At 71.7% G+C, this 23,897-nt stretch carries 24 protein-coding genes; 7 read left to right on the top strand and 17 right to left on the bottom strand.

The annotated features are described in order from the left end of the window. Positions 1-5: 5 nt before the first annotated feature. From UG56_RS06305 to UG56_RS06290, 4 genes are read right to left on the bottom strand one after another with little or no spacing between them, the layout of a single operon-like run. Entirely contained in the window at positions 6-905 is a 900-nt protein-coding gene (locus UG56_RS06305; protein WP_071326905.1) for a carbamate kinase, read from the bottom strand. Next, entirely contained in the window at positions 902-1,957 is a 1,056-nt protein-coding gene (gene argF, locus UG56_RS06300; protein ID WP_071326904.1) for an ornithine carbamoyltransferase, read from the bottom strand. The genes UG56_RS06305 and argF overlap by 4 nt, the downstream gene beginning before the upstream one ends. Then, positions 1,954-3,180: an arginine deiminase gene (locus UG56_RS06295; RefSeq protein ID WP_045551780.1), complete on the bottom strand. Its 1,227-nt coding sequence runs from the start codon at positions 3,178-3,180 to the stop codon at positions 1,954-1,956. Before UG56_RS06295 ends, argF begins: the two co-directional genes overlap by 4 nt. Continuing rightward, positions 3,177-4,670, bottom strand: a complete 1,494-nt coding sequence (locus tag UG56_RS06290; RefSeq protein WP_084100609.1) for an amino acid permease — start codon at positions 4,668-4,670, stop codon at positions 3,177-3,179. Before UG56_RS06290 ends, UG56_RS06295 begins: the two co-directional genes overlap by 4 nt. 231 nt (positions 4,671-4,901) lie before the next feature. Between UG56_RS06290 and UG56_RS06285 the strand changes: the two genes are divergently transcribed. Genes UG56_RS06285 through UG56_RS06275 form a run of 3 tightly spaced genes read left to right on the top strand, consistent with a single transcriptional unit; the run spans position 4,902 to position 6,665 of the window. Further along, positions 4,902-5,519, top strand: a complete 618-nt coding sequence (locus UG56_RS06285) for a CBS domain-containing protein (RefSeq protein ID WP_045551783.1) — start codon at positions 4,902-4,904, stop codon at positions 5,517-5,519. A gap of 7 nt (positions 5,520-5,526) precedes the next feature. Continuing rightward, complete coding sequence (locus tag UG56_RS06280; protein WP_045551781.1) at positions 5,527-5,730, top strand: hypothetical protein; 204 nt, start codon at positions 5,527-5,529, stop codon at positions 5,728-5,730. After that, positions 5,727-6,665: a universal stress protein gene (locus UG56_RS06275; protein WP_071326903.1), complete on the top strand. Its 939-nt coding sequence runs from the start codon at positions 5,727-5,729 to the stop codon at positions 6,663-6,665. Before UG56_RS06280 ends, UG56_RS06275 begins: the two co-directional genes overlap by 4 nt. Positions 6,666-6,684: 19 nt before the next feature. Here UG56_RS06275 and UG56_RS06270 read toward each other — a convergent pair whose 3' ends face one another. The 5 genes from UG56_RS06270 to UG56_RS06250 form a co-directional block, all read right to left on the bottom strand. Further along, positions 6,685-7,440, bottom strand: a complete 756-nt coding sequence (locus UG56_RS06270; protein WP_256206466.1) for a carbohydrate ABC transporter permease — start codon at positions 7,438-7,440, stop codon at positions 6,685-6,687. Positions 7,441-7,552: 112 nt separating this feature from the next. Next, positions 7,553-8,515, bottom strand: coding sequence for a carbohydrate ABC transporter permease (locus UG56_RS06265; RefSeq protein ID WP_256206465.1), 963 nt, complete (start codon positions 8,513-8,515; stop codon positions 7,553-7,555). Between the two features lie 2 nt (positions 8,516-8,517). Next, the gene (locus UG56_RS06260) at positions 8,518-9,885 is read right to left on the bottom strand and encodes an ABC transporter substrate-binding protein (protein ID WP_045551958.1); all 1,368 of its coding nucleotides are present in this window, start codon (positions 9,883-9,885) and stop codon (positions 8,518-8,520) included. A gap of 31 nt (positions 9,886-9,916) precedes the next feature. Further along, positions 9,917-11,596 (bottom strand): glycoside hydrolase family 13 protein, encoded by a 1,680-nt coding sequence (locus UG56_RS06255; protein WP_071326902.1) that lies wholly within the window; start codon positions 11,594-11,596, stop codon positions 9,917-9,919. 116 nt (positions 11,597-11,712) lie between these two features. Beyond that, the gene (locus UG56_RS06250) at positions 11,713-12,732 is read right to left on the bottom strand and encodes a LacI family DNA-binding transcriptional regulator (RefSeq protein WP_045551308.1); all 1,020 of its coding nucleotides are present in this window, start codon (positions 12,730-12,732) and stop codon (positions 11,713-11,715) included. A 123-nt stretch (positions 12,733-12,855) separates the two neighbouring features. Between UG56_RS06250 and UG56_RS06245 the strand changes: the two genes are divergently transcribed. From UG56_RS06245 to UG56_RS06230, 4 genes are all read left to right on the top strand, one after another. Further along, positions 12,856-13,545: a FadR/GntR family transcriptional regulator gene (locus UG56_RS06245; RefSeq protein ID WP_084100606.1), complete on the top strand. Its 690-nt coding sequence runs from the start codon at positions 12,856-12,858 to the stop codon at positions 13,543-13,545. Further along, on the top strand, positions 13,542-14,303 hold the full coding sequence (locus tag UG56_RS06240; RefSeq protein ID WP_071326901.1) for a creatininase family protein: 762 nt from the start codon (positions 13,542-13,544) through the stop codon (positions 14,301-14,303). Before UG56_RS06245 ends, UG56_RS06240 begins: the two co-directional genes overlap by 4 nt. A gap of 107 nt (positions 14,304-14,410) precedes the next feature. Then, positions 14,411-15,385 (top strand): alpha/beta hydrolase family esterase, encoded by a 975-nt coding sequence (locus tag UG56_RS06235; protein ID WP_045551307.1) that lies wholly within the window; start codon positions 14,411-14,413, stop codon positions 15,383-15,385. 5 nt (positions 15,386-15,390) lie between these two features. After that, the gene (locus tag UG56_RS06230; protein WP_045551306.1) at positions 15,391-16,932 is read left to right on the top strand and encodes an AbgT family transporter; all 1,542 of its coding nucleotides are present in this window, start codon (positions 15,391-15,393) and stop codon (positions 16,930-16,932) included. Between the two features lie 27 nt (positions 16,933-16,959). Here UG56_RS06230 and UG56_RS06225 read toward each other — a convergent pair whose 3' ends face one another. Genes UG56_RS06225 through UG56_RS06190 form a run of 8 tightly spaced genes read right to left on the bottom strand, consistent with a single transcriptional unit; the run spans position 16,960 to position 23,890 of the window. Beyond that, positions 16,960-18,021 (bottom strand): aromatic ring-hydroxylating oxygenase subunit alpha, encoded by a 1,062-nt coding sequence (locus tag UG56_RS06225; RefSeq protein ID WP_045551305.1) that lies wholly within the window; start codon positions 18,019-18,021, stop codon positions 16,960-16,962. A 3-nt stretch (positions 18,022-18,024) separates the two neighbouring features. Further along, positions 18,025-18,255, bottom strand: coding sequence for a recombinase-like helix-turn-helix domain-containing protein (locus UG56_RS06220; protein WP_045551304.1), 231 nt, complete (start codon positions 18,253-18,255; stop codon positions 18,025-18,027). A gap of 37 nt (positions 18,256-18,292) precedes the next feature. After that, positions 18,293-19,255, bottom strand: a complete 963-nt coding sequence (locus tag UG56_RS06215) for a PDR/VanB family oxidoreductase (RefSeq protein ID WP_045551303.1) — start codon at positions 19,253-19,255, stop codon at positions 18,293-18,295. Then, a complete protein-coding gene (locus UG56_RS06210) occupies positions 19,252-20,952 on the bottom strand; it encodes a thiamine pyrophosphate-binding protein (RefSeq protein ID WP_071326900.1) in 1,701 nt (566 codons plus the stop codon). The genes UG56_RS06215 and UG56_RS06210 overlap by 4 nt, the downstream gene beginning before the upstream one ends. A 10-nt stretch (positions 20,953-20,962) precedes the next feature. Then, positions 20,963-21,748 carry an SDR family oxidoreductase gene (locus UG56_RS06205; RefSeq protein WP_045552048.1) on the bottom strand — a complete coding sequence of 262 codons (786 nt, stop codon included), beginning with the start codon at positions 21,746-21,748 and terminating at the stop codon, positions 20,963-20,965. A 16-nt stretch (positions 21,749-21,764) separates the two neighbouring features. Continuing rightward, complete coding sequence (locus UG56_RS06200; RefSeq protein WP_045552049.1) at positions 21,765-22,505, bottom strand: 3-oxoacyl-ACP reductase family protein; 741 nt, start codon at positions 22,503-22,505, stop codon at positions 21,765-21,767. Between the two features lie 3 nt (positions 22,506-22,508). Continuing rightward, positions 22,509-23,033, bottom strand: coding sequence for a cupin domain-containing protein (locus tag UG56_RS06195; protein WP_045552050.1), 525 nt, complete (start codon positions 23,031-23,033; stop codon positions 22,509-22,511). Between the two features lie 53 nt (positions 23,034-23,086). Next, on the bottom strand, positions 23,087-23,890 hold the full coding sequence (locus tag UG56_RS06190; protein WP_071326899.1) for an alpha/beta fold hydrolase: 804 nt from the start codon (positions 23,888-23,890) through the stop codon (positions 23,087-23,089). Positions 23,891-23,897 lie beyond the last annotated feature (7 nt).

Genomic DNA, 23,897 nt, shown 5'->3' with positions numbered 1-23,897 from the left:
CGGCCTCAGCTCCGCACCTGGGTGCCCGTCGTGCCGGCGAGCACCCCGTTGATCTCGTCGAGGGAGCCGATGGCCGAGCGTCGTCCGGTCCGCCGGGTGAAGCCGCAGACGGCCTCCACCTTGGGGCCCATCGATCCCGCGGGGAACGACATCGAGGACAGCTCGGCGACGCTCACCTCACGCAGCACCTTCTCGGCGGAGCCGCCGAAGTCCCGGATCACGCCCTCCACGTCGGTGAGCACGAGCAGCAGGTCGGCGTCGAGACTCTCCGCGGCGAGCGCTGCGGCGCGGTCCTTGTCGACCACCGCGTCGACGCTCTGGTAGCGGTGGTCACGGTCCACGACCGGGACCCCACCGCCGCCGGCGAGCACGACGGTCGCGCCCGCGTCGAGCAGCCATGCGGCCACCGGAAGCTCGACGATGTCCCGCGGCAGCGGGGACGCCACCACCCGTCGCCAGCCACCGCCGTCGGCACGGATGGTCCAGCCGTGGAGGTCGGCGAGGCGACGGGCCGTCGGCTCGTCGTAGACCTGACCGATGAACTTGGTCGGCTCCCGGAACGCCGGATCCGAGGGATCCACCACCGTCTGGCTGACCAGCGTCACCACGTCGCCGATGCCCTCGTCCAGGAGCGCCTGCTGGAGCCAGAGCCCGATGAGGCCCTGGGACTCCGCGACGAGGTCGGCGAGCGGATACGGCTCGGACAGCGTCGGGTCGGCACCGCTCTCGAGGGCGAGCAGGCCCACCTGCGGGCCGTTGCCGTGGACCACCGCGACCTGGTGGTCACGGGCGATCCGCGCCAGCGCCGCCGCAGCCGCGGCGACGTGGCGGCGTTGCGGGGCCGCGTCCGGGCGCTCCCCGCGCCGCAGCAGGGCATTGCCGCCGATCGCGACGACGATCCTCATCCGGCCCCCTCCTCGCTCGGCCGGCCTCCGGCGGCCAGCGTCGCGACGAGCACGGCCTTGATGGTGTGCAGGCGGTTCTCGGCCTGGTCGAAGACGATCGAGCGCTCTGACTCGAACACCTCCGGCGTCACCTCGAGCGAGGTACGTCCCGTCCTGATCTGCAGCTGCCGGCCGAGGTCGGTGTCGGTGCCGTGCAGCGCCGGCAGGCAGTGCATGAACCTCACCTCCGGGTTGCCGGTGAGCCGGAGCAGCGCGTCGTCGACGGCGTACGGTGCCAGCTGCGCGATCCGCCGGTCCCACAGCTCGGGCGGCTCCCCCATCGACACCCAGACGTCGGTGTAGACGAAGTCGGCGCCGGACAGGCCCTGGCGGCGGTCGCTGGTGATCGTCAGCCGGGCGCCCGTGGCGGCGGCGATGCGCTCGGCCTGCCGCACCGCGTCGCGGTCCGGAGCCAGCTCGGTCGGCGAGACCAGCCGTACGTCCATGCCCATCAGCGCACCCGCGACGAGCAGCGAGCGGGCGACGTTGTTGCGGGCGTCCCCGACGTAGGCGACCGAGATCTGCGCAGCCTCCTTGTTCGAGTGCTCCAGCATGGTGAGCACGTCGCACAGCGACTGGGTCGGGTGCCAGGCGTCGGTCAGGCCGTTCCACACCGGCACCCGGGCGTACGCCGCCAGGGTCTCCACCGTGGCCTGGTCGGAGCCGCGGTACTCGATGCCGTCGTAGAGCCGGCTGAGCACCCGGGCGGTGTCCGCGACCGACTCCTTGTGGCCCAGGTGCGAGCTCGACGGGTCGAGGTAGGTCACGTGCGCCCCCTCGTCGTAGGCCGCGACCTCGAAGGCACACCTGGTCCGGGTGGAGGCCTTCTCGAAGAGCAGGGCGATCGAGCGTCCGGCGAGACGTGGAGCCCTGCCGGGCAGCCGGCGCTCCATCTTGAGCTCCGCGGCCAGCGCCACCAGCGAGCGCCATTCCTCGACGGTGAGGTCGACCTCCTTGAGGAAGTCGCGGCCGGCCAGCGACCTGACCGTCGCGTGCGGGGCCAGCAGCGTCATGACGGCACCGCCTCTCGCTCGATGGGGCAGGTCATGCACCGGGGTCCACCGCGGCCGCGGCCGAGCTCCTCACCGACGATGGGGATCACCTCGATGCCCTGGTCGGCCAGATAGGCGTTCGTGGTGGTGTTCCGCTCGTAGCCCACGATGACGCCGGGCGCCAGGGCGAGGAAGTTGTTCCCGTCGTCCCACTGCTCGCGCTCGGCGCCCAGTCGGTCGATCGGCGCCCGCAGCACCCGCACCCGGTCGAGGCCGAGGACGTCGGCGACGGTCGGGAAGAGCGCGTCGTTCTCCTCGAGCTTGAACTCCCCGCCGGTCCCCACGCGGTGGAGCGAGTAGGAGCGCAGCTCGTCGGGGAGGTAGGGGTAGACCGAGAAGGCGTCGGCGTCGACCATCGTCATCGCCGTGTCGAGGTGCATGAACGCCCGCTCCCGGGGCAACTCCACCACGATCACGGTGTCGACCGTGCCTCGCCGGAACAGCGCACGCGCGAGGTTCTCCACCCCTTGCGGCGTGGACCGCTCCCCCATCCCGATCATCACGGCCCGGTTGCCGATGACGGTCACGTCACCGCCCTCCAGGGTCGCCCCGCCGTGGTCGAGGGCGTCGTGCCCGTAGAGGTAGTCGACCCGGCCCCGGAACATCGGGTGGAAGTCGTAGACGACCTTCGAGTTGATCGTCTCGCGCCGCCGGGCCGGCTTCGCCATCGGGTTGAGCGAGAGGGCGTCGTACGCCCACGCGACGTTGTCGCGCTGGAACAGGTGGTTCGGCAGCGGGGCGAGCAGGAAGTCGTCGTCGCGGAGATACGCCAGCAGCAGGCTGCTGGCGTGCACCCGGTCGGCGACGTCGGACTTGAGCACGCCACCGATCAGGTAGCCGGCCAGCTCACCGGCCGGGGTGGTGGCCACCAGGTCGTCGAGCGGCTGGTCGAGCGCCGGACCGAACCGGTGCGCCGTCGAGAGCTCCTCCTGGAGGAGCTCGCGCGCGCCCGGCTGGTCGAGCGCCTCGGTCAGCAGGTCGGCGAAGTGATGGACGACCACCCCGCGCGCCTCGAGCGCGGCGACGAACCCGTCGTGCTCCTCGCGGGCCCGCTCGGCCCACAGGACGTCGTCGAAGAGGAGCCGGTCGATGTTGCTCGGGGTCAGCCGGCTGAGCTCGAGGCCGGGGCGGTGCACGACCGCCTGCCGCAGGCGGCCGACCTCGGAGTCGACGTGGAAGCTCACGACTCGCTCCCATCAGTCGTCTGCGAGCCGGCGTCCGCGGATGCCGCGGCCTGGAGTCTGCGTCGCTGCGTGAGGTAGACGGGCACACCGAGGATCGCGGCGGCACCGGTCATCAGGAACGGGCCCCACACGACGTACCAGCTGTTGTCGCTGTTGCGCGAGTAGTAGACGAACGCGACCGACATGACCAGCGCGACGACCGCGACCGCGAGGTCGAGGACCAGGTGCGGCGTCGGGCCGCGGCGGTGGTCCTGCCAGCGCCACTTGAGCTGGGCCAGCGCGGAGAAGGCGTACGGGATCGCCGCGGTGATCCCGGTCATCAGCACGAGGGTGGTGAACACGGTGGCCCCGTCGGTGCCCAGATAGCTGACGACCACGGCGACCGAGGCCAGGGCCGTGGAGGCGATGATGCCGACGGCGGGCACCCCTCGGCTCGAGATCCTGCCGAAGAGCCGTGGGAACAGGCCCTCCTTCGCCGCGGCGAGCGGCATCTCGGCGCAGATCATGGTCCACCCGTTGAGGGCGCCGATCCCGGAGATGATCACCGCGGCCGCGACGATGTCGCCCGCCACGCTGCCGCCGAAGACCTCGTTCGCGGCCGCGGAGTAGGAGGCCTGGTTGACATCCTGGGCCAGCTCCGAGGCCGGCAGGATGCCGAAGACCGCGACCAGCGAGAGCAGGTAGACCACCGCGCTGCCGACGGTTCCCAGCACCGTGGCGCGCGGGACGTTCCGGGCAGGATCACGCACCTGGGCGGCGGCGACCGACGCGGTCTCGAGACCGAGGTAGCTGAACAGGCAGATCGCCATCGCACCGCCGATCGCCGAGATGTTCGTGTCACCGCTGGTGTTCCACGGCGTGAAGTTGCCGCTCTTGATGAAGAAGAGTCCTGCGGTCGCCATCAGCGCCAGCGGGACGAACTTCAGGACCGTCGTCCACAGCTGGAAGACGCCCATGGACCGTACGCCGGTGAGGTTGATCGCCGCCGGGATCCACAGGCCCGTCAGCGCGATCACGATCGACCAGCCGGTGGCGCCGCCCTTGTTGAGGAAGGTCTCGACGTAGAAGACCCAGCCGACCGCGATGGCCGCGTTGCCCGCCCACGCGGTGATCCAGTAGAGCCAGGCCTGGCTGAAGCCCCAGCCGTCACCGAAGGCGGCTCGCGCGTAGGCGTACGGCCCGCCGCCGGCCGGCATCCGCCGGGCGAGAACGGCGAACACGAGCGCCAGCGCGACGGCGCCGACGGTCGCGACCACCATCGCCACCAGACTGATCGGGCCGTAGGAGGCGACGGCGTACGGGAGGCTGAAGACGCCGACGCCGATGATGGAGCCCATCACCAGCGCCGTCGCATAGGGAAGCCGGAGCTGGCCGGCGGGCGTCTCGCCGCCGGGGACCGGTCGGTCGACGGGCCGGGGCGGTGGTGTCTCCTTGCCGGCGACGCCACCGCGCGCTTCGCGGTGGAACGGGGTTCGGTCGAGAAGGGACATGGCCCTCTCCTTCGTTGTGGGTCACGGACGGATCCAGCACATCCCGGCCGAGGACGCGGCAACGAGAGCCGCCGGGTCCCGACCGCGCCGACGTTCGTCCGTGGAGACGATGACGAAGGTCCTGCGGCGGGCCGAAGGTCTCTTGGCCGCAGGACCTTGCACTCATGCCCGCCCCCGCCCGCCGGAGGAGGCTCGCCGCATGACGATCGAACACTCCCGGCGGTGATGGGCATGCTCGTCCGAGAGATCATGACCACGTCGCCGGTCACCGCCCGAAGGCACACTCCCGTCCGGGAGGCGCTCGCCCTGCTCCGCGACCACCACATCACGGCGATGCCGGTGGTGACGTCGGCGGACCGGCTCTGCGGCGTCGTCGCCGAGATCGACCTGATCCGCGACCGTGTCCTGCCCGACCCGCGCGCCCACGTGCTCCCGCCGGAGCCCGTGACCGATCGACCACCGGCGTACGTCGAGGACGTGATGACCCCGGTGACGGTCGCCGTCCGCGCGAACGCCGAGGTGTCCGTCGCGGTGGACATCATGGCGCAGCGGGGGCTGAAGAGCCTGCCGGTCCTCGACGACGACGAGGCACTTGTGGGTGTCGTCAGCAGAAGCGACGTGACCGCCGCCCTGGCTCGCGACGACGACACCCTGGACCGGGAGCTGACCGCGCTCGTCAGCAAGCTCGGTCACCCGGACTGGCTCGTCGCGGTCGCCGACGGGAGCGTCGTGATCACCGGACCGGAGACACCGAAGGACCGTGCCCTGGCCGAGAGCGCCGCAGCCACCGTCGCCGGCGTAACCCGCGTGCGCATCGACCAGTCAGAAACCCCGACCTCCGAGGAGTGATCTCACCATGAACCGCATCCTGATCTTCGCGGCCGCCGCAGCGGCCGGCACCGCACTCGCCCTCCCGTCACCGGCCGCGGCCGCCGACGGGCGTGAGTTCGGCGAGCACGTCGTCCACTGCGCCCAGGACGTCGGGTTCAGCGGCACGCACAACCCGGGCATGCACCAGGGCTTCCACGGCTTCACCGACCACGAGTGCGTGATGGCATGACCACGCCGTCCACGCCCACCGGCTCCGCGCCCGTCGGCGCCGAGCCCATCGTCGTCGGCACCCTCGACCCGTCCTCGGAGACCGCCCTGCTGGAGCACGCCGGCCGTCTGGCCGCCACGTGCGGCCACCCGCTGCGGATCGTCCACGTCCACCAGGCCAACGTCCTCTTCGGCGACCCGATCCTCGGACTTCCCGGCGCGATGCAGCCGCGGTCGCTGATCATCGACGACTCCGCGGTCGGACGGGTCGCCGGTCAGCTGCTCCGCGACGCCATCGAGATCGCCCGCAAGGTCGTCGACGGCAAGGTCGAGGTCTCCGGCGAGCTGGTGCGTGGCCACGCGGCCCATGCACTGATCAAGGAGTCGGAAGGCGCCTACCGTGTCGTCCTCCAGCGCCGACGGTTCTCCCGCGTGCACCGGGTGTTCACCGGGTCCACCTCGGCTCGCATCACGGCACATGCCGGCTGCCCGGTGACCGTGGTCCCCGAGGCCTGGTCGGCCGACGGACGCACCGGGATCGTCGTGGGCGTCAGCGGCGACAAGACCGACGAGCAGCTGCTGACCTACGCCCTGGAGGAGGCGAACCGCCTCAACGAACCGGTCACCGTCCTCTACGGTCTCGAGCTGATGGCCATGGGCGCCGAGCTGGCCGACCACGCCACCACCCGCGACTGGACGCTGCGCGCGGAGGCGTACGTCGACGACCTCATCCGCACGGCCCGGGCACACGCCCCCGAGACCGCCGGGACGCCGCTGGAGCGCCGCGTCGTCGCGGACGCCCCCGCGGACGCGCTCGTCGCCGCCGCCGACGCCGCCCGGCTCCTCGTCGTCGGGCGCGCAGCGCATCTCAACGCGTTCCCGCACCTGGGTGGCGTGACCCGGGCGCTGCTCCGCGAGGCGGACTGCCCCGTCGAGGTGCTTCCGCTGCCCGCCTGAGCCCGCCGGCGCGACATCCCTATCCCTTCACCGCACCCTCCAGACCCTCGCTGCGCAGGAAGAGCCGCTGGAAGAGGAGGAAGAAGACGATCGGGAGCGCCGCCGAGATCGCCATCGCCGCGAGCAGGACGGAGAGGTCGGTGGCCGGCGCGATCGACGGCAGCCGCACCGCGATCGGCTGCTTGGCCGGGTCCGGCAGGACGATCAGCGGCCAGATGAAGTCCTTCCACGCGGCGAGCACCGCGAAGACCGAGACCACCCCGAGCACCGGCCGTGACATCGGCAGGACGACCGACCAGAAGAGCCGGTACGGCCCGGCGCCGTCGATCCGGGCGGCGTCCAGGATCTCGCGGGGAAGGCTGTCGAAGAAGCGCTTCATGAGCACCACGTTGAACGCCGAGGCGCCCGCGGGCAGGAAGGCCCCGGCGTACGTCCCGACCAGCGACCAGTGCACGACCGGCAGGCTCAGCACGGTGAGGTAGAGCGGGACGAGCAGGAGCACGATCGGCACGAACATGGTGGCGAGCACCGCACCGTAGAGGACCCGGCCCAGCCGCGGGCGCAGCACCGAGAGCGCGTAGCCCGCGGTCGTGGCGACCAGCACCTGGACGGCCCACGAGCCCGCCGCGATGATCACCGTGTTGACCAGGTAGGACGACAGGCCCAGCTCCGTCCACGCCTGCGACAGGATCGAGAGGTCGGGGCCGTTCGGCCACAGCGCGATCGGCGAGCGCAGGGTGTCCTGGGTGGGGGTACCGCCGACTTCGCCAGCCACAGCAGCGGCCCGAGGCAGACGACCGTCAGCACCAGGAGCGTCACCAGCTGCACACCGCGGACACCCCAGCGCACCGACGTACGCCGCCGGTCGAGGGAGGAGACGAAGCTCATCAGTCGCTCCATCCGCGCGTCAGCCGGAAGTAGGCCCACGACAGCAGCGCCAGGCCGACCGCCATCATCAGGCTCAGCGCGGTCGCCGGGCCGTAGGCGCCGCCACCGGTCGTGCTGCCGAAGGCGTACTCGTAGATCAGCAGAAGCAGCGTCAGCGAGGCGTGCGAGGGGCCGCCGCCGGTGAACAGGTAGGGCTCGAGGAAGACCTGGGCGGTGCCGATGATCTGCAGGATCAGGGTGATCAGCAGCACCGGGCGCAGGTGCGGCAGGGTGACGTGCCAGATCTTGCCGAGCACGCCCGCGCCGTCGGCCGAGGCGGCGTCGTAGAGCTCCTGCGGCACCGAGGTCAGCGCGGCGAGATAGATGATCACCGTGCCGCCGGCCGCGGCCCAGGTCGCCTCCATCACCAGCGAGGGCAGCACCCAGGACGCCGACTCCAGCCACGGCACCGGTCCGAGACCGACCCACCCCAGCACGGTGTTGAAGACACCGTCCGGGGAGGCGTCGTAGAACGTCTTCCACAGCAGCACCGCCACCGCGGGCGGCACCACGACGGGCAGATAGGCCAGGCCCGCGTAGAGCCCTCGGAGCCTTCGCAGCGAGCTGAAGACCACGGCCATGACCAGCGGGACCGGATATCCGACGACGAACGCGATGCCCGCGAAGACCGCCGTGTTGCGCAACGCCACCGGCAGCAGCGGGTCGGCGAGCACCGTGCGGAAGTTGTCCAGGCCCACCCACTCCGCCGGCCCGACGAGGTTGGTGTCCTGCACGCTCATCACCACGGTCCGGGCGATCGGCCACCACGAGAACAGCCCGAAGACCAGGAGCATCGGCAGCAGGAAGACGAGGGTCGCCGCGCCGCCGCGCCACCACCTCGCGAGCACGGCGACAGACGTACGCCGGCGAGCCGGCCCTCGCACGAGGGCCGGCCCGCCCACCCGGGACATGTCGGCGGTCACGCTCAGCCCTTGTCCAGGATCTGCTGCACCGAGGCGTCGGCGTCCTTCAGCAGTGCGGCGATGTCGGCGTCCTCGTCGCTGAGCACCTTCTGCACGACCGGGTCCAGCGCGCCGTACACGGCCTGGGTCTGCGCGGGCGGCTCGGCGATGAGCGAGAGGTCGAACATCCGCGAGGTGTAGCCGCTCATCTGCTCCAGCGGGACGTTGACGTAGTCCTTCACCCAGCCCTGGTAGGTGGTGTACGAGGCCTCGTCGAAGATCGGGAAGGTCGGCGTCCCGACGGGCTGGTCGGCCGCGGTCTGGGTCTTCGCGTCGGCTACGGCCGCCGACTCGTCGGTGTACTTGCGGACCCGGAAGAAGTCGGCCCAGGCCACCGCCGCCTCGGCCTCCGCGTCGCTGGCCTTGGCGCTGACCACGTTGACCGACCCGCCGCCGAGCACGCCGGCGTCGGCGGAGTCGCCCAGCGGGACCGCGGTCAGCCCGTACGTCTTCGGGTCGATCGCCGAGGTGGTGACGAGCGCGTTGTAGACGTCGGAGCCGCTGATGAACATCCCGACCTTCCCCGCCGCGAACGCCTGGTTGATGCCGGCCCAGTCGTAGGCGGTGTTGCCCGAGAACGACTCGTCGGTCCAGCGCATGTCGTGCAGCAGCTGCAGCGCCTGCTCGGCCTGCGGGTTGTCGACGGTGGCGGTGAACGTGTCGCCGTCCTGCGTCTCCATCCGGCCACCGAGGGCGTAGGTCAGCGTGGTGAGGATCCAGCCGCCGGTGTTGGAGGTGGTCATCTCTGCGTACCCGGTGGCACCGGTCCGGTCATGGATCTGCTTGGCGGCGGCGCGCAGCTCCTCCCACGTCGTCGGCGGCTTGTCCGGGTCGAGGCCGGCCTTCGTGAACAGGTCGCGGTTGTAGTGGAGCGCGTTGGCGTAGACGTCCGAGGGCAGGCCGTAGACCTTGCCGTCGGTGCCCTGCGCCGCGGCCAGCACGTTCGGGTTGAGCTTGTCGAAGTAGGGCAGCTCGCGGATCTCGGCGTCGACGTCGGCGACCTGGCCACGCTCGACCAGGCCCTTGGTGTCGGTGAACGGCACCCGGAAGGAGATCGGCAGCGTGCCACCGGCGAGCTGGGCGGGGAACGTCTGCGCGTTCCACTGCCACTCCACCGGCTTCACGGTGATGTCGGGATGATCCTTGTGGAAGGCCGCGGCCTGGGCCTTGACGGCGTCGATCGTGGCCTGCTTGTCGCCGGGCCGCCAGCCCTCGACGGTGATGGTGACGCCGTCGCCGTCGTCCGACGTCTCGCCACAGGCGGCGAGCGAGCCGAACGCGACAGCCGCGACCGCGGTGAGCGCGACGGTGCGCAACCGAATGGATCTCATGGGTCTGTCTCCTGGATGTTGTGGTGGGGTCTCAGGTCGTGGGCCGCAGCCAGACCGCAGCATCGGGGGCGAGCCGGCCGGCCTCGAGGGGCGAGCTGGCGAGCCAGACGTGGTCGCTGTGCGGCAGCTCCACCGGCGCGTCGGTCAGGTTGACCACGCAGGCGAAGTGCGCACCGCGGCGGAAGGCGAGGATCCCGGGAGCCGTGTCGATCCAGCGGAAGTCGCCGGTGGCGAGGTCGGGATGCGTACGCCGGATCAGCAGCGCCATCCGGTGCAGGGACAGCATCGAGCGCGGGTCGGCCGACTGCGCCTGCGCCGTCAGCCGCGCCCAGCCCTCGGGCTGCGGCAGCCACGTGGTGGTGCCGGGGGCGCTGAAGCCGTACGGAGGCCGGTCCCCGCTCCACGGCAGCGGCACCCGGCAGCCGTCGCGGCCGGGGTCGACGCCACCGCTGCGGAAGTGCATCGGGTCCTGCACCCGCTCCGGCGGGATGTCGGCCTCGTCCAGACCGAGCTCCTCGCCCTGGTAGAGGTAGTACGCCCCGGGCAGAGCCATCGCGAGCATCGCGGCCGCCCTCGCCCGCCGCTCTCCGAGCTCGCGATCGGTCGGGGTACCGAAGCGCTTGGTCTCGAACGCGAACGCGGTGTCGGCGCGACCGTAGCGCGTCACCAGCCGGGTGACGTCGTGGTTGGAGAGCACCCAGGTCGCCGGAGCCCCGGCCTCCCCGTGCACCCGCAGCGTCGTCTCGATGGAGGTACGCAGCGCCGTGGCGTCCCACGGCGCGGTCATGAAGTCGAAGTTGAACGCCGCGTGCAGGACACCGGGCCGCAGGTAGCGGATGAACCGGGAGGTGTCCGGGAGCCAGACCTCCCCGATGAGGGCCCGGTCGGGTCCGTACTCCTGGGCGATCCGCCGCCAGCCGCGGTAGATCTCCTGGAGCTCCTCCCGGTCGACGTAGGGGTGCTCGCCGGGCCGCGGGTCGACCGGGACGTCGGGGAGAGCCGGGTCCTTGGCGAGCAGGGCGGCCGAGTCGATCCGGATCCCGGCCACCGCCCGGTCGAACCAGAACCGGAGGATCTCCTCGTGCTCGCGGCGTACGTCCTCGTGCTGCCAGTTGAGGTCGGGCTGCTCGGCGGAGAAGAGGTGCAGGTACCACTGCTCGGGGACGCCGTCGGGTCCGGTCAGGCGGGTCCAGGCGGGACCGCCGAACTCCGAGGTCCAGTCGTTGGGCGGTTGCTCGCCCCCGGGGCCACGGCCGTCCCGGAACCAGAACCGGTCGCGCTCGGGAGCGCCGGGCCCGGCCTCGACCGCGGCCCGGAACCAGCGGTGCTGGTCGGAGACGTGGTTGGGGACGACGTCGATGATCGTGCGGATGCCGAGCTCGAGGGCATCCTGGATGAGCGCCTCGGCCTCGGCGAGGTCGCCGAACACGGGGTCGATCGCGCGGTAGTCCGTCACGTCGTAGCCCCCGTCGGCCATCGGCGAGGGGAACCACGGCGTGAACCAGATCGCGTCCACCCCGAGGTCGCGCAGATAGGTCAGGTGGGCTCGCACGCCGGCCAGGTCGCCGGTGCCGTCCCCGTTGGCGTCCGCGAAGCTGCGGGGATAGATCTGGTAGATCGCCGCGGAGCGCCACCAGTCGGCCGGGCGCTCCGTGAAGACCGGAAGCGCGGCCGGTGCCGGCTCGCTCTGTCGAGGTTCCGTGGCGGTCACGGGCCCTCCCTTCTCAGCAGCTCACATTCGTGTGACGACCGTCACCGTGACGGCGTGCTGAGACCGTAGAGCCGGCATCAGGAACTGCGCAAGAACTTGACAGAGCGTAATTAATTTCAGGACTTTGCGCGCTGCTTTGCAGGTCCGGTCGACCGTCGGACCACCAGCTCCCCCTCGAAGAGCAGCTCGTCGACCGGCCCGAGGGTGCCGTCGATCTGGCTCACCAGGAAGTCGACCGCCGCGCGACCCATCGCCTCGATCGGCTGCCGGATCGTGGTGAGGGGCGGGTCGGCACAGGCCATGAAGGCGGAGTCGTCGTAGCCGATCACGGACACGTCCGCGGGCGTCGACAGCCGGGCCCGACGTACGGCCCTGACCGCTCCCAGCGCGAGCGGGTCGCTGGCACAGACGATCCCGGTCACACCCGCCTCGATCAGCCGCGCCGCGGAGGCCTGCCCGCTCTGGAGGGAGTAGAGGCTGCGTACGACCAGGTCCTCGTCGAACGCGATCCCGGCTCGGTCGCAGACCGCCCGGAACGCGGCCAGCTTGCGCTCGGAGGGCACGTGGTCGCGCGGACCGAGCACCAGGCCGATCCGCTCGTGCCCGAGCGCGAGCAGGTGCTCGGCAGCCTGCTCCATCGCGTCGGCGTCGTCACAGACCACCCGCGGGAACGGCAGATCGTCGATGGCCGCGTTGATCAGCACGACCGGGAGGTTGCGCCCGGCCAGGCGGTCGTAGTGGGCGTGGTCGGCATCGCGCTGGGCATAGGTGCCGCCGGCGAAGACCACGCCGGCCACCTGCTGCTCGAGGAGCAGGTCGACGTACTCCGACTCGGTCACGCCACCGGCGGTCTGCGTGCAGAGCACCGGGGTCAGACCCTGCTGGGCGAGGTTGGCGCCGAGGACCTCGGCGAGCGCCGGGAAGATCGGGTTCTGCAGCTCCGGCAGGACGAGGCCGACGAGCCTGGCGCGCTCCCCGCGCAGCTTCACCGGCCGCTCGTAGCCGAGCACGTCGAGAGCGGTCAGCACGCGCTCGCGGGTCGCCTCCGAGACGCCCGGCTTGCCGTTGAGCACCCGGCTCACGGTCGCCTCGGAGACCTTGGCGCGGGCGGCTGCGTCGGCAAGACGTCTACTCATGAACGCAAGAATATAACTGCTTTACGCAAGCCGTCTGCAAGCAGTGCGATCCCGAGGCGGCCCCGTCTCCGGCAGGGCCGTCCTCCTTGACGGCGAATTCAATAAGTGATTTAGTCACTTATTGTGACCAGCAACACATCATCGCTCTCAGAACGCATCGCCGACGGGATCGTCGCCATGATCGAGGCCGCGGGCCTGGAGCCGGGCGACGCCCTGGCCTCCTCGCGCGAGCTGGCCAAGCGGTTCGAGGTGACCACCCCGACGATCCGCGAGGCGCTGCGCCGCCTGGAGGCCACCGACGTCATCCGCTTCCGGCACGGCTCGGGCACCTACGTCAGCGGCGGGGTGAACCGGCGGCTGCTGGTCAACCCCCATGTCTCCGAGTCCCGCAGCGAGTCGGTGCTCGAGCTCCTCGACGCCCGGATCGTGCTGGAGCCGCCGGTCGCTGCGGCGGCCGCCGCGGCGCGTACCGACGACGACCTCACCGCGCTGACGCTCTCGGCCGACAACTCGCTCAAGCCGCAGTACGCCGACGAGCGGCCCGAGCTGCACTTCCACGTCGCACTGGCGGGCGCCTCCGGCAACCTGCTGCTACGCGAGACCATCGAGGCGCTGCTGCAGGTGCGGGCGCGCGACCAGATCGAGATCCGGCACCGCTACACCGATCGCGACCGCGACCACGCCGACCACGTCCGGATCGTCGAGGCCGTACGCGACGGTGACGCCGACGCCGCGGCCGCTCTCACCCGTGACCACCTGGTCGCGATCCGCGAGGCGATCGCCAGCACTCTCGGCCCCGAGCAGGCCCGATGACCGCGAAGCTCGCCGAGATGACCACCCTCGAGGCCGAGCAGGCAGCCGGCGACGTGACGGTCGTCGTCATCCCCGTCGGCGCGTTCGAGCAGCACGGTGCCGGGCTCCCGCTGGCCACCGACCAGATCCGCGCCGAGGCCCTCGCCGACGCCGTCGCCGAGGCGCTCCCGGGCAAGGTGGTCATCGGTCCGGGCGTACCGGTCGGCGTCTCGCCCCACCACCAGGCCTTCGCCGGCACCGTGAGTCTGCGGCCGGCGCTCTTCGCCGCCGTCGTGCGGGAGTACGTGGAGTCGCTGGCCGCCCACGGCTGGCGGCGCTTCCTGGTGATCACCGGCCATGGCGGCAACAACGCCACGCTCGGCACCCTGGCCCAGGAGCTGCTGCGCGACCGCCCCGACCTGGAGCTGGCCTGGACGCCGGTGACGACGCTGGCGAAGGACGCCGTCGGCCGCATGGAGCTGAGTGAGATCTCCGGTCACAGCGGCGAGGCCGAGACGGCCCAGATGCTGCACATCGCCCCCCACCTCGTACGCCACGACCTGCTCACCCCGGGCACGACCACGCCCGACGAGCTCGATCCGTTCGCCCGGCTGGCCCGCTCGGTGAGCCAGCCCGCCGTGGCCCTTCCCTACGACCGCCTCTCCCCCACCGGCGTGCTCGGCGACCCACGCCGCGCCACCGCCGAGGACGGCCGGGCCATCCTCACCGAGGCCACCGACCGCATCGTCGCCTTCATCAAGGAGTGGCTCGACACCTAGGCCACCCGCCCACCCCTTCAGCTCGGGACCCCGACCGGGACGCACACCGCGTCGCCGGGCGATCCAGCACACCCGAAAACGCACCGATCCGCCCCCAAGGAGCACCCATGTCCCCACGACGATCCCGCCTCCTGGCTCCGGCCGTCGCGGTCGCGGCCGTCGCCGCGCTGTCCCTGGCGCCGACCGCCACCTCCGCACTGACCCGCGCCTCCGACCAGGACCAGGCCGCGGGCGCGACCACGCCGTGCGCCAAGCCGACGGACCAGGAGTCCGACAGCAGCCAGAAGTACGACCTGACCAGCGGCGACCTCGAACGCAGCTACGTGCTCCGCCTCCCGGAGGGCTACGAGCGCCGCGACGACTGGCCGCTGATCGTCGCTTACCACGGCCGTGGCAGCACGGGCGTCGAGGTCGAGGGCTTCTCCGAGCTCTCCGACCTGCCGGCGGTCGTCGCCTATCCCGACGGCGCGATCGGCACCGGCTCGGGCTACCGCAAGGCCTGGCAGGGCGCACCGTACGAGGCCCCGGGCGTCGACGACGTCGCCTTCACCCGCGACCTGCTCACCGCCATCGAGGCCGACCACTGCATCGACACGACCCGTGTCTATGCCACCGGCAAGTCCAACGGCGCCGGTCTGACGGCCCTCCTCGCCTGTCAGCTGCCGAACACGTTCGCGGCCATCGCACCCGTCGCCCCGGCGCTCTACCCGGGCGCACGGGTCGGCTGCGAGGAGGCGCCGCCGACACCGATCCTGGAGATCCACGGCGTCGCCGACGCGACCATCCCCTACGCGGGCGACCCGGATCGCGACCTGCCGGCCATCCCCGCATGGGTCCAGGGCTGGGCCGACCACAACGGCTGCACCGCCTCCGCCACCCGCACGAAGCGCGACGTCACCACCACCCGCTGGACCGGGTGCGATCACGACGCCGAGGTCCAGCACGTCGCCGTCGACGGCGGCGGCCACGTCTGGCCGGGCGGCGACATCTACTCCGGTGGCGGCCACGTCACCCACACCATCGAGTCCGCGACGGTGATCTGGGACTTCTTCTCCCGCCACCGCCTCACCAGCGAAGGGTGACTGACATGACCAGCACCGCAACCCCGACCGGCAGCGAGAGACTGCCGTGGATCATCCGCGCCATGGGCGTGGTCGAGCGCGTCGGCAACGCCCTGCCGCACCCGTTCTGGCTCTTCTGGATCCTCGCCGCGATCCTCGCGGTGATCAGCGCGATCTGCGCCGCGGCCGGCGTCTCGGTCATCTCCCCCGGCGACGGCGAGGAGGTCGTCGTCCAGAGCCTGCTCAGCGGCGACGGCCTGGCGATGGCGGTCTCGACGATGGTCTCCAACTTCGCCGAGTTCCCGCCGATGGCGACCATCGTCGTGGTCATCATGGGCGTCGCCGTCGCCGAGCGCACCGGCTTCCTCACCGCCGCGATGAAGACCGGCATCTCGCGCGTTCCGGTCGGCTGGGTCGTCTTCGCCGTCGCGTTCACCGGAACGGTCGCCCACGTGGCCTCGGCGGCTGCGTACATCATCCTGGTGCCGCTCGGCGGCCTCGCCTTCCGGGCCGTGGGGCGCTCCCCGATCCTCGGGATCGTGGTCGCCTACACCGCGATCGCCAGCGGGTACGACGCGAGCCCGATCCCGACTCCCAACGACGCGATCTTCGCCGGCATCACCACGGCCGCGGCCCAGATCGTCGACGAGAGCGCGTACGTCTCCCCCGTCAGCAACTGGTTCTTCAACATCGCCTCCTCGCTGCTGCTGGCCGCGGTGATCACCCTGATGACGAAGTTCGTCCTCTCCAAGCGGCCCGACCTCGACGCCGACGAGGACGCCGACGACGGCGACTTCGGCTCCCTCCAGCTCGACGGCCGCGAGCGCCGCGCGCTGCGCTGGTCGCTCCTCGCCCTCCTGGCGGCGATCGTGGTCATCGCCGCGGTGGTGATCCCGGGCGGTTCGCCGCTGCGCGGCGAGGACGGGTCGCTGACCGAGTCGCCGTTCCTCACCGGCATCGCCGCGATCGTCGCGGTCCTCTTCGGCCTCGCCGGCATCGTGTACGGCACGCTCTCCGGCTCCATCACCAGGCCCGGTGACGTACCCGCACTGATGGGTCAGGGGATCAAGCAGATGGCCCCGGTGCTGGTGCTGTTCTTCGCGATCGCCCAGTTCCTGGCGTACTTCGACTGGACCCACCTCGGCGATGTCGTCGCAGTTAACTCCGCCGAGGCGCTGAAGACCAGCAACATCCCGGTCTGGGTGGTCTTCCTCCTCGTTCTGGCGCTGCTCAGCATCGTCAACGTGCTGGTCACCAGCGGCTCGGCGATGTGGTCCATCGCCGCGCCCGTCCTGGTGCCCATGCTGATGCTGCTCGCGGTGCCGCCGGAGACCACCCAGGCGCTCTTCCGGATCGCCGACTCCGGCTCCACCGCGATCACCCCGATGAGCCCCTACTTCGTGATGGCCCTCGGCTTCCTGCAGCGCTACCGCAAGGACGCCGGCATCGGCACCCTCGCCTCCTACACGCTGCCGCTGGCGATCGCGATGAGCCTGGCCTGGACCGCGCTGTTCTTCGTGTGGTGGGCGCTGGGGATCCCGCTGGGTCCGGGGGCTCCGGTCCGCTGACCCACTGGCCCTCCGGCCGGGCTCGCCTCAGGCGCGCCCGGCCGGAACCGATTCCGGCGACGGCGACGGCGCGAGCCCAGCCGCCTGCTCCTCGGCGAGCTTCTTGTAGAGCCGGCGGAGCCGGACGACACCGAGGTCGTGCTGGTAGAGGTTCTCGGCCTGGTCGGCGTCCTCGGCCATCGCCTCGAGCATGACCCGGTCCTGCTCGAGCACGTGCCAGTGCCGGGCCTCGAGCTTGGTGCGGTAGAGGAAGCGCCACACGTCGCGCTCCCAGCCGCTGACCTTGCGGTAGCGCCAGAAGAAGACCGCAGTGGTGTGCTCGTCGATCGGGGTGCCCATGCCGACGATGCCGAAGGAGCCGCCGGGGCCGGCGGTCGGCGGGTACGGGATGGAGAGGTCGACCCAGTCGATGCCGGTGCGGCAGAACTCGACCCAGTCGAAGTTCACGCCACGCTGGTCGGTCTTCTCGAAGAAGAAGCCGCGGTCGGTCTCGCGGATGCGGAACCTGGCCTCGGTGTCGCCGCCGAACATCGAGTGCGACTCGCGGTGGAGGAACGCGCCGTGCATCGGGTCGAGCAGGTTCTCCATGGCGTAGCGCCACGGGGTGTCCCACTCGGCGTAGCAGAGGAAGGACGAGATCTCCTCGTCGACCAGCGGGTCCGGCAGCGCGACCGGGGCCGGGTCGGGGTGCTGCTCGTCGCCGATGTAGGCGAGGATCGCGCCGCCCAGCTCCTGCAGCGGCGGGCTCGGCACGAGCGTCTTGCCCTCCAGGTTGCAGCCGGGCAGGCCGGGCACGGAGACGACCTTGCCGGTGCCGTCGACCTGGACGCCGTGGTAGGCGCAGGCGATCTTGCTGCCCAGGTGCTGTCCCTGGGAGAGCGGCGCGCCACGGTGCGGGCAGCGGTCCTCGAGCATCCGCAGGGTGCCGTCGGACTCCCGGAACAGCACCCAGTCGATCCCGAGCCGGCGCACCCGGTGGACGCCGCCCTGCGGCACCATGTCGGAGGGGCAGATCGCGTACCACTGGTTGCGCAGGCCGGTCGCGAGGATCTGGTCCGCGCTCAGCTGTCGTTTGACCATCGGTCCCATGGCTCAGTCCTCCTGCTTGCCCGCCGCGGCGAGCTCGGCGATCGCTGTGGTGAATCCCTCGGTGGTCCACGGACCGCCGCCGGGTGCCGGGATGCCGAGCTCGTTGAGCCCGTCGACGAGCCCCGGCAGGTCGTGCCGGCCGCCACCGAAGACCTCTTCGATGGCACCGGCGAGCTTGGTCTCCCAGGGGGTCGTCTCGGCGACCGCCGCCTGGATCGGCGCTAGATAGCCCATTGCTGTGTTCTCCCTCGTGTGCAGTCGGTACGGCGCGTCAGATGTCGAGCGCCAGCTCGGGGGTCCGCGCCCGGGAGACGCAGATCATCATGGTGGTGCCGGACGCCTGCTCGGTGTCGCTGAGCAGGGAGTCGCGGTGGTCGGGGGTGCCGGCGAGCACCTTGGTCTCGCAGGTGCCGCAGATCCCGTCGCGGCAGGAGCTGGAGACCGTGATCCCGGCGGCCTCGAGGGCGTCGATGACCGGTACGTCGGCAGGCACCTGCACGACCCGGCCGGAGCGCCGGCAGTCGACAGAGATCGGCTGCTCACCGTCGGGGTCGACCTCGATCTGCTTGGCCTTGAAACGCTCCACCTGCAGCGTCCCCTCGGGCCAGCTCGCGGCATGCTCCTCGACCACCGCCAGCAGCCCCTCGGGTCCGCAGCAGTAGACCAGGGTGCCCGGCTCGGGCGTCGGCAGCGCGGTGGCCAGGTCGAGCCGGCCGTGGGTCTCCTCCGGGATGACCTTCACCCGGTCCCCGTACGCCGCCAGCTCGTCGAGGAACGCCATCGAGTCCTCGCGGCGACCGCCGTACCACAGCTCCCAGTCGGTGCCCTGCCGCTCGGCCTCGGTCAGCATCGCGAGCAGCGGGGTGATCCCGATGCCGCCGGCGACGAAGACGTAGCGCTTGGCAGGGAGGAAGTCGAAGTTGTTGCGGGGACCGACCACACGGAGCCGATGGCCGGGGCGCAGCCCCTCGTGGACGTACTCCGAGCCGCCGAGGGCGGCCTGCTCGCGCAGCACCGCGACCCGGTAGCTGCCGCGGTCGGCGGGGTCGCCGCACAGCGAGTACTGCCGCACCAGCGACCCCTTCAGGGTCAGGTCGACGTGGGCACCCGGGCTCCACTCGGGCAGCGGGTCGCCGCCGGGGTGGACGAGCCGCAGCGACAGTACGCCGTCGGCCTCCAGGGTCATCTGCTTGACCAGGAGCTCCAGCTCCTGCTCCTCGGTGGCGAGACTCATGACGACCTCCTCGTGGTCGGGTCGGGAACCTTGACCGGCGGTGTGAACGGCCGCGGCATCGGGCCGAAGGACTCCAGGTCGACCTCGACGAGCACCGGACCACGTCGAGCGACGGCCCGCTCGAGCTCGGGCGCGGCCTCGGCGGCGGTGCCGATCCGCTGATAGGGCAGGCCGAGCGCGCCCGCGAGACCGGCGAAGTCGGGAGTGGTCAGGTCGACGCCGGCGCGGTCGACGCCGCGGGCCTCCTGCATGTTGCGGAGCACGCCGTAGCCGCCGTCGTTGAAGACCATCAGCACCAGCCACGGACGCTCCTGGGCGAGGGTGAGCAGCTCACCCAGGTGTACGGCCAGGCCACCGTCGCCGGCGATGACGACGGTCGGCTCGTCGTGGCGGCCCATCGCGGCGCCGAGCCCCATGCCGAGCCCCTGGCCGATCCCGCCGCCGCGGGGGAAGACGTTGTCGCGGGGGTCGTAGACCTCGAAGAGCCGGTTGCCCCACGACGAGGACGCGATGGTGACGTCGCGGGCGAGCACCGACCGGCGCGGCAGCGCGGCGCGCAGCGCGTCGGCGAGCACGGCGTGGTCACCGAGCCCCGCACGCTGGGTGGCGCGTACGTCCTGGCGTGCCCGGGTCACCCGGGCACGCCACTCCGCCGCGGCCCGTCCGCGGTCTCGCACGGCCTCGGTGATCGCGGGCAGCACGTCGCGGACGTCCGCCGCCACTCCGGCCGCGATCGGGAAGACCCGTCCGAGCGCTGCCGGGTCGAGGTCGACCTGGACATGCACCGGGGGCAGGACGAGGTCGTAGTCGCGGGTCTCGTTGGACCGGAAGTGGGTGCCGATGCTGAGCAGCAGGTCGGCCTCGGCGAGCAGCTCGCCGCCGCCGGGCGTGGCGCCGTAGTTGCCGACGACGAGCGGGTGGTCCTCGGGGACCGCGCCGCGGCCGGAGTTGGAGGTCAGCAGGCCTGCGCCCCAGGTCTCGAGCAGCTCGGTCAGCTCGGCCCCGGCCTCGGCGACACCGCCCCCGGCCCAGATCAGCGGCCGCTCGGCGGCGACGATCAGCTCGGTCAGCGCGTCGAGGCCGGCGGGCGCCGTCGCCGCGACCGGCGCGTCCGGCATCTCGGCGATCTCGACGACCTCGCGCTGCGGCAGGTACTGCAGGTCGATCGGCCACTCGACGCTCACCGGACCACCCGCGCGGCCGGGCCCACCCAGCGCCCGGTCGACGGCGGCCCGCAGGATGCCGGCCGACTCCTCCAGCGAGGGCACGGTGACGGCGTCGAGCGAGACCGCCCGCAGCATGCCGAGCTGGTCCTTGGTCTCGTGGATGAAGCCGCGACCCGAGCCGAGGTAGGCGGACTCGACCTGTCCGGTCACGTGCAGCACCGAGGTGGCCGAGCTCAGCGACTCGATCAGCGAGCCGGCCGCGTTGCCCGCGCCGGTGCCGGTGCTGGTCAGCGCGCAGCCGAGGCCGCCGGTCGCCCGGGCGTAGCCGTCGGCGGCGTTGACGGCGCTCGCCTCGTGGCGCACCGGAACGAACCGCAGCTCGCGTGAGACCGCCTCGACGAGCGGCAGGTTGTGGACGGAGATGACACCGAAGACGGTGTCGACGCCCACCTCGCGGAGCACCGCGACGAGCAGGTCGCCGCCGTCGGCGTAGGTCACCACATCAGGGGCAGCGGTGGTCAGGTTGGTCATCTCGGTCTCCTCAGGCCACGTAGCGGGCAACGCCGCCACACACGTCGAGCGCTGCGCCGGTGACGTACGAGGCGCGAGGGGACAGCAGGGTCACGACCATCGCGGCGACCTCCTCGGCCCGGCCGAACCGACCCAGGGAGATGCCGCGGTCGGCGGCGAGGTCGCTCTCGAAGGCCTCGTACGAGGTGGCCTGCTCGTCCGCCTCGAAACGCCGTCGCCACTGGCCGGTGTCGATCAGTCCGAGGCAGACGCTGTTGACCCGGATGTCGGGTGCGTACTCGGATGCCATCGACTTGGTCAGGTTGAGCAGGCCTGCCCGTGCGGCGGAGGTGGTGACCAGCCGTGGCTCGGGCTGGCGGGCCAGCACCGCGTTGATCGTGACGATCGCGGCGGCGTCGGAGGCCCGCAGGTACGGCAGCGCGGTCCCGGTGACGTTGAGGACGCCGCCGAACTTCAGGTCCAGCTCGTCGCGGAAGTCCTCCACGGTCGCCCGGTCGAGCCCGAGCATCCGGGACTGGCCGGCGTTGTTGACCAGCCCGTCGATCCCGCCGAACCGGGCCGCCCCGGCCTCGACCAGCGCGCGCACCTGGTCGGCGTCGCGTACGTCGCAGCTCATCGCGAGCATCCGGTCGGCGGGCGTGTCGAGGTCGGCGAGCGCCTTCTCGAGCACGTCGAGACGGCGGGCGCAGGTGATGACGTTCGCGCCCTCCTCGAGGAGGGTGGCGACGGTCGCGAGACCGACGCCGGAGCTGCCGCCCGTGACGAGCACGGTGCGATCGGCGAGATGGAGATCCATGGTCGTGAAGGTCCTGTCAGTGGAAGACGAAGCCGCCGTCGACGACGAGCTGCTGGCCGGTGATGTAGGCGGCCTCGGGCCCGAGCAGGAAGGCCGCCGCCCCGACGACGTCGGCGGGCTCCTGGTCCCGGGTCAGCGCCCGGTTGTCGCGGTAGAGCTGGTGGCGGTGCTCGGGGATCTGCTGCGCGGCCTCGGTGGTGGTGAGACCGGCGGCCAGGGTGTTGACGGTGATCCCGTGCGGGCCGAGGTCACGCGCCATCGCCCGGGTCAGCGCGGCGAGACCGCCCTTGGAGGCGATGTAGTGGGCGAGGTTCGCGGAGCCGTAGAGCGCCGAGTCCGAGCCGATGTTGAGCACCCGGCCGGTGCCGGCCTCGATCATCCCCGGGACGACCTCGCGGCTGACCAGCCACGGGCCCCGCAGGTTGACCGCCATCAGCGAGTCCCACTCGGCCGGGTCGATCTCGTGGACCGGCTTGCCGCCGACCCCGTCGGCGCGGGCCGCGTTGTTGACCAGGCCGTAGACCGGCCCGGTCTCCTTCACCATCGCCCGCACCGACGCCTGGTCGGTGACGTCCACCGGCACGGTCGAGACCTCGTGGCCCTCCTCGCGGAGGGTCGCTGCGGCCGTCGCCAGCCAGTCCTCGCGGATGTCCGCGAGCCAGACCCGGGCACCGGCCCGGGCCAGGCGCCGGGAGATCGCCAGCCCGAGGCCGCGACCCGCGCCCGTGACCAGGACCGGTGCACCGTCGAGACTCATGGGTCAGTCCCGGGTGACGCCGTGCATCGCGGAGGTCTCCGGGTACGTCGGGACCTGCGGCTTCTGGGCGCCGATGATGACGCAGAAGAGCGCGTCGACATCGCCGTTGTTCTTCAGGCTCCGCGGCACGCCGGCCGGCACCACGATCATGTCGCGGTAGCCGAGGGTGCGCTTGACGACCTGGCCGTCTCGGTGCACGCCGACCTCGACCTCGCCCTCGAGGACGAAGAAGGCCTCCTCGGCGTCGTGGTGGGTGTGCTCGGGGCCCTCGGCGCCCGGGGGCAGCAGCATGTTGGAGAAGGTGAAGCCCTGCGACCTGATGGTGCGGTTGTCGTTCTCGTGGTTGCCGGTCGCACCGGAGCCGACGTAGCGGATCTGGGCGCGCTTGAACTGGTCGCCGGCCTTGGCCTGGAAGCCGAGGGTGTCCCAGTCCTCGTGGCGCGAGGCGCGGGTCAGGATGATGGAGTCGGTGAACTCCTCCAGGCTCTCGGCCGTCTCGTACGTGAGGGGCTGCTGGGTGATCGACATGAGTGGTTCCTCTCTTGCGGTGTTGTCGTTCTCAGGTGGGTTCAGGGAGGGCGTCAGGCGTAGAGGCGCTCGACGATCCCGACGAAGGAGGAGAGCCAGGCGTTGAACGCCTCGGGCGACTCCTGGTTGGCCAGGTGGCCGGCGCCGCGCAGCGTCACCAGCACGGCGTCGGGGATGCCGCCGGCGAGCGCCTGCGACTCGGTGATCCCGGTGACCTGGTCCTGGTCGCCGCAGAGCACCAGCGTCGGGGTGTCGATGGCGGCGAGCTCGGAGGTCAGGTCGGTGGCGGCCATCGACTCGGCGGCGAGGCCGTAGCCGGGCAGCCGGATCGCGTCGCGCATCGTGGCGACGACCCGGTCGACCAGCTCGCCCGGCGCGTCCGGGCTCACCAGCCGCGGGCCGCGGCCGCCGGCGAAGGCGTCGCTGCCGGCGGCGTCGAGCTCGGCGGCCCGGGCCCGCATCGCCGCAGCCTTCTCCGGGGCGGTGCCGGAGCCGCGGCTCGCGTCGGCGAGCACGAGGCTCCGGACCAGCTCGGGGTGACGGGTCGCGAGCCGGACCGCGATGACCCCTCCCCAGGAGACACCCAGGACGTGGACCGGGCCGGCTGCTGCGTACTCCTCGATCACGGCGGCCGCCGCATCGGCGAACCCGTCGAGGTCGAGAGAGCTCTCGGGGTCGGCGGAGCGGGCATAGCCGGGGGCGTCCCAGGCCAGCAGCCGGAACTCACCGGCCAGCGCCGCGACCTGGGGCGCGAACGAGGCCGAGCTGGACCCGATGCCGTGCAGGCACAGGATGGTCGGGCCGCTGCCGGTGTCCTCGACGTGGACCCCGGTCGTACGGAGCGTGGTGGTCGTCATCGCGGCC

This window comes from Nocardioides luteus, assembly GCF_000960475.2.
Taxonomy (GTDB): Bacteria; Actinomycetota; Actinomycetes; order Propionibacteriales; family Nocardioidaceae; genus Nocardioides; species Nocardioides luteus_A.
The sequence above is the reverse complement of the archived record's forward strand: the minus strand, read 5'-3'. Positions and strand labels throughout refer to the sequence as shown.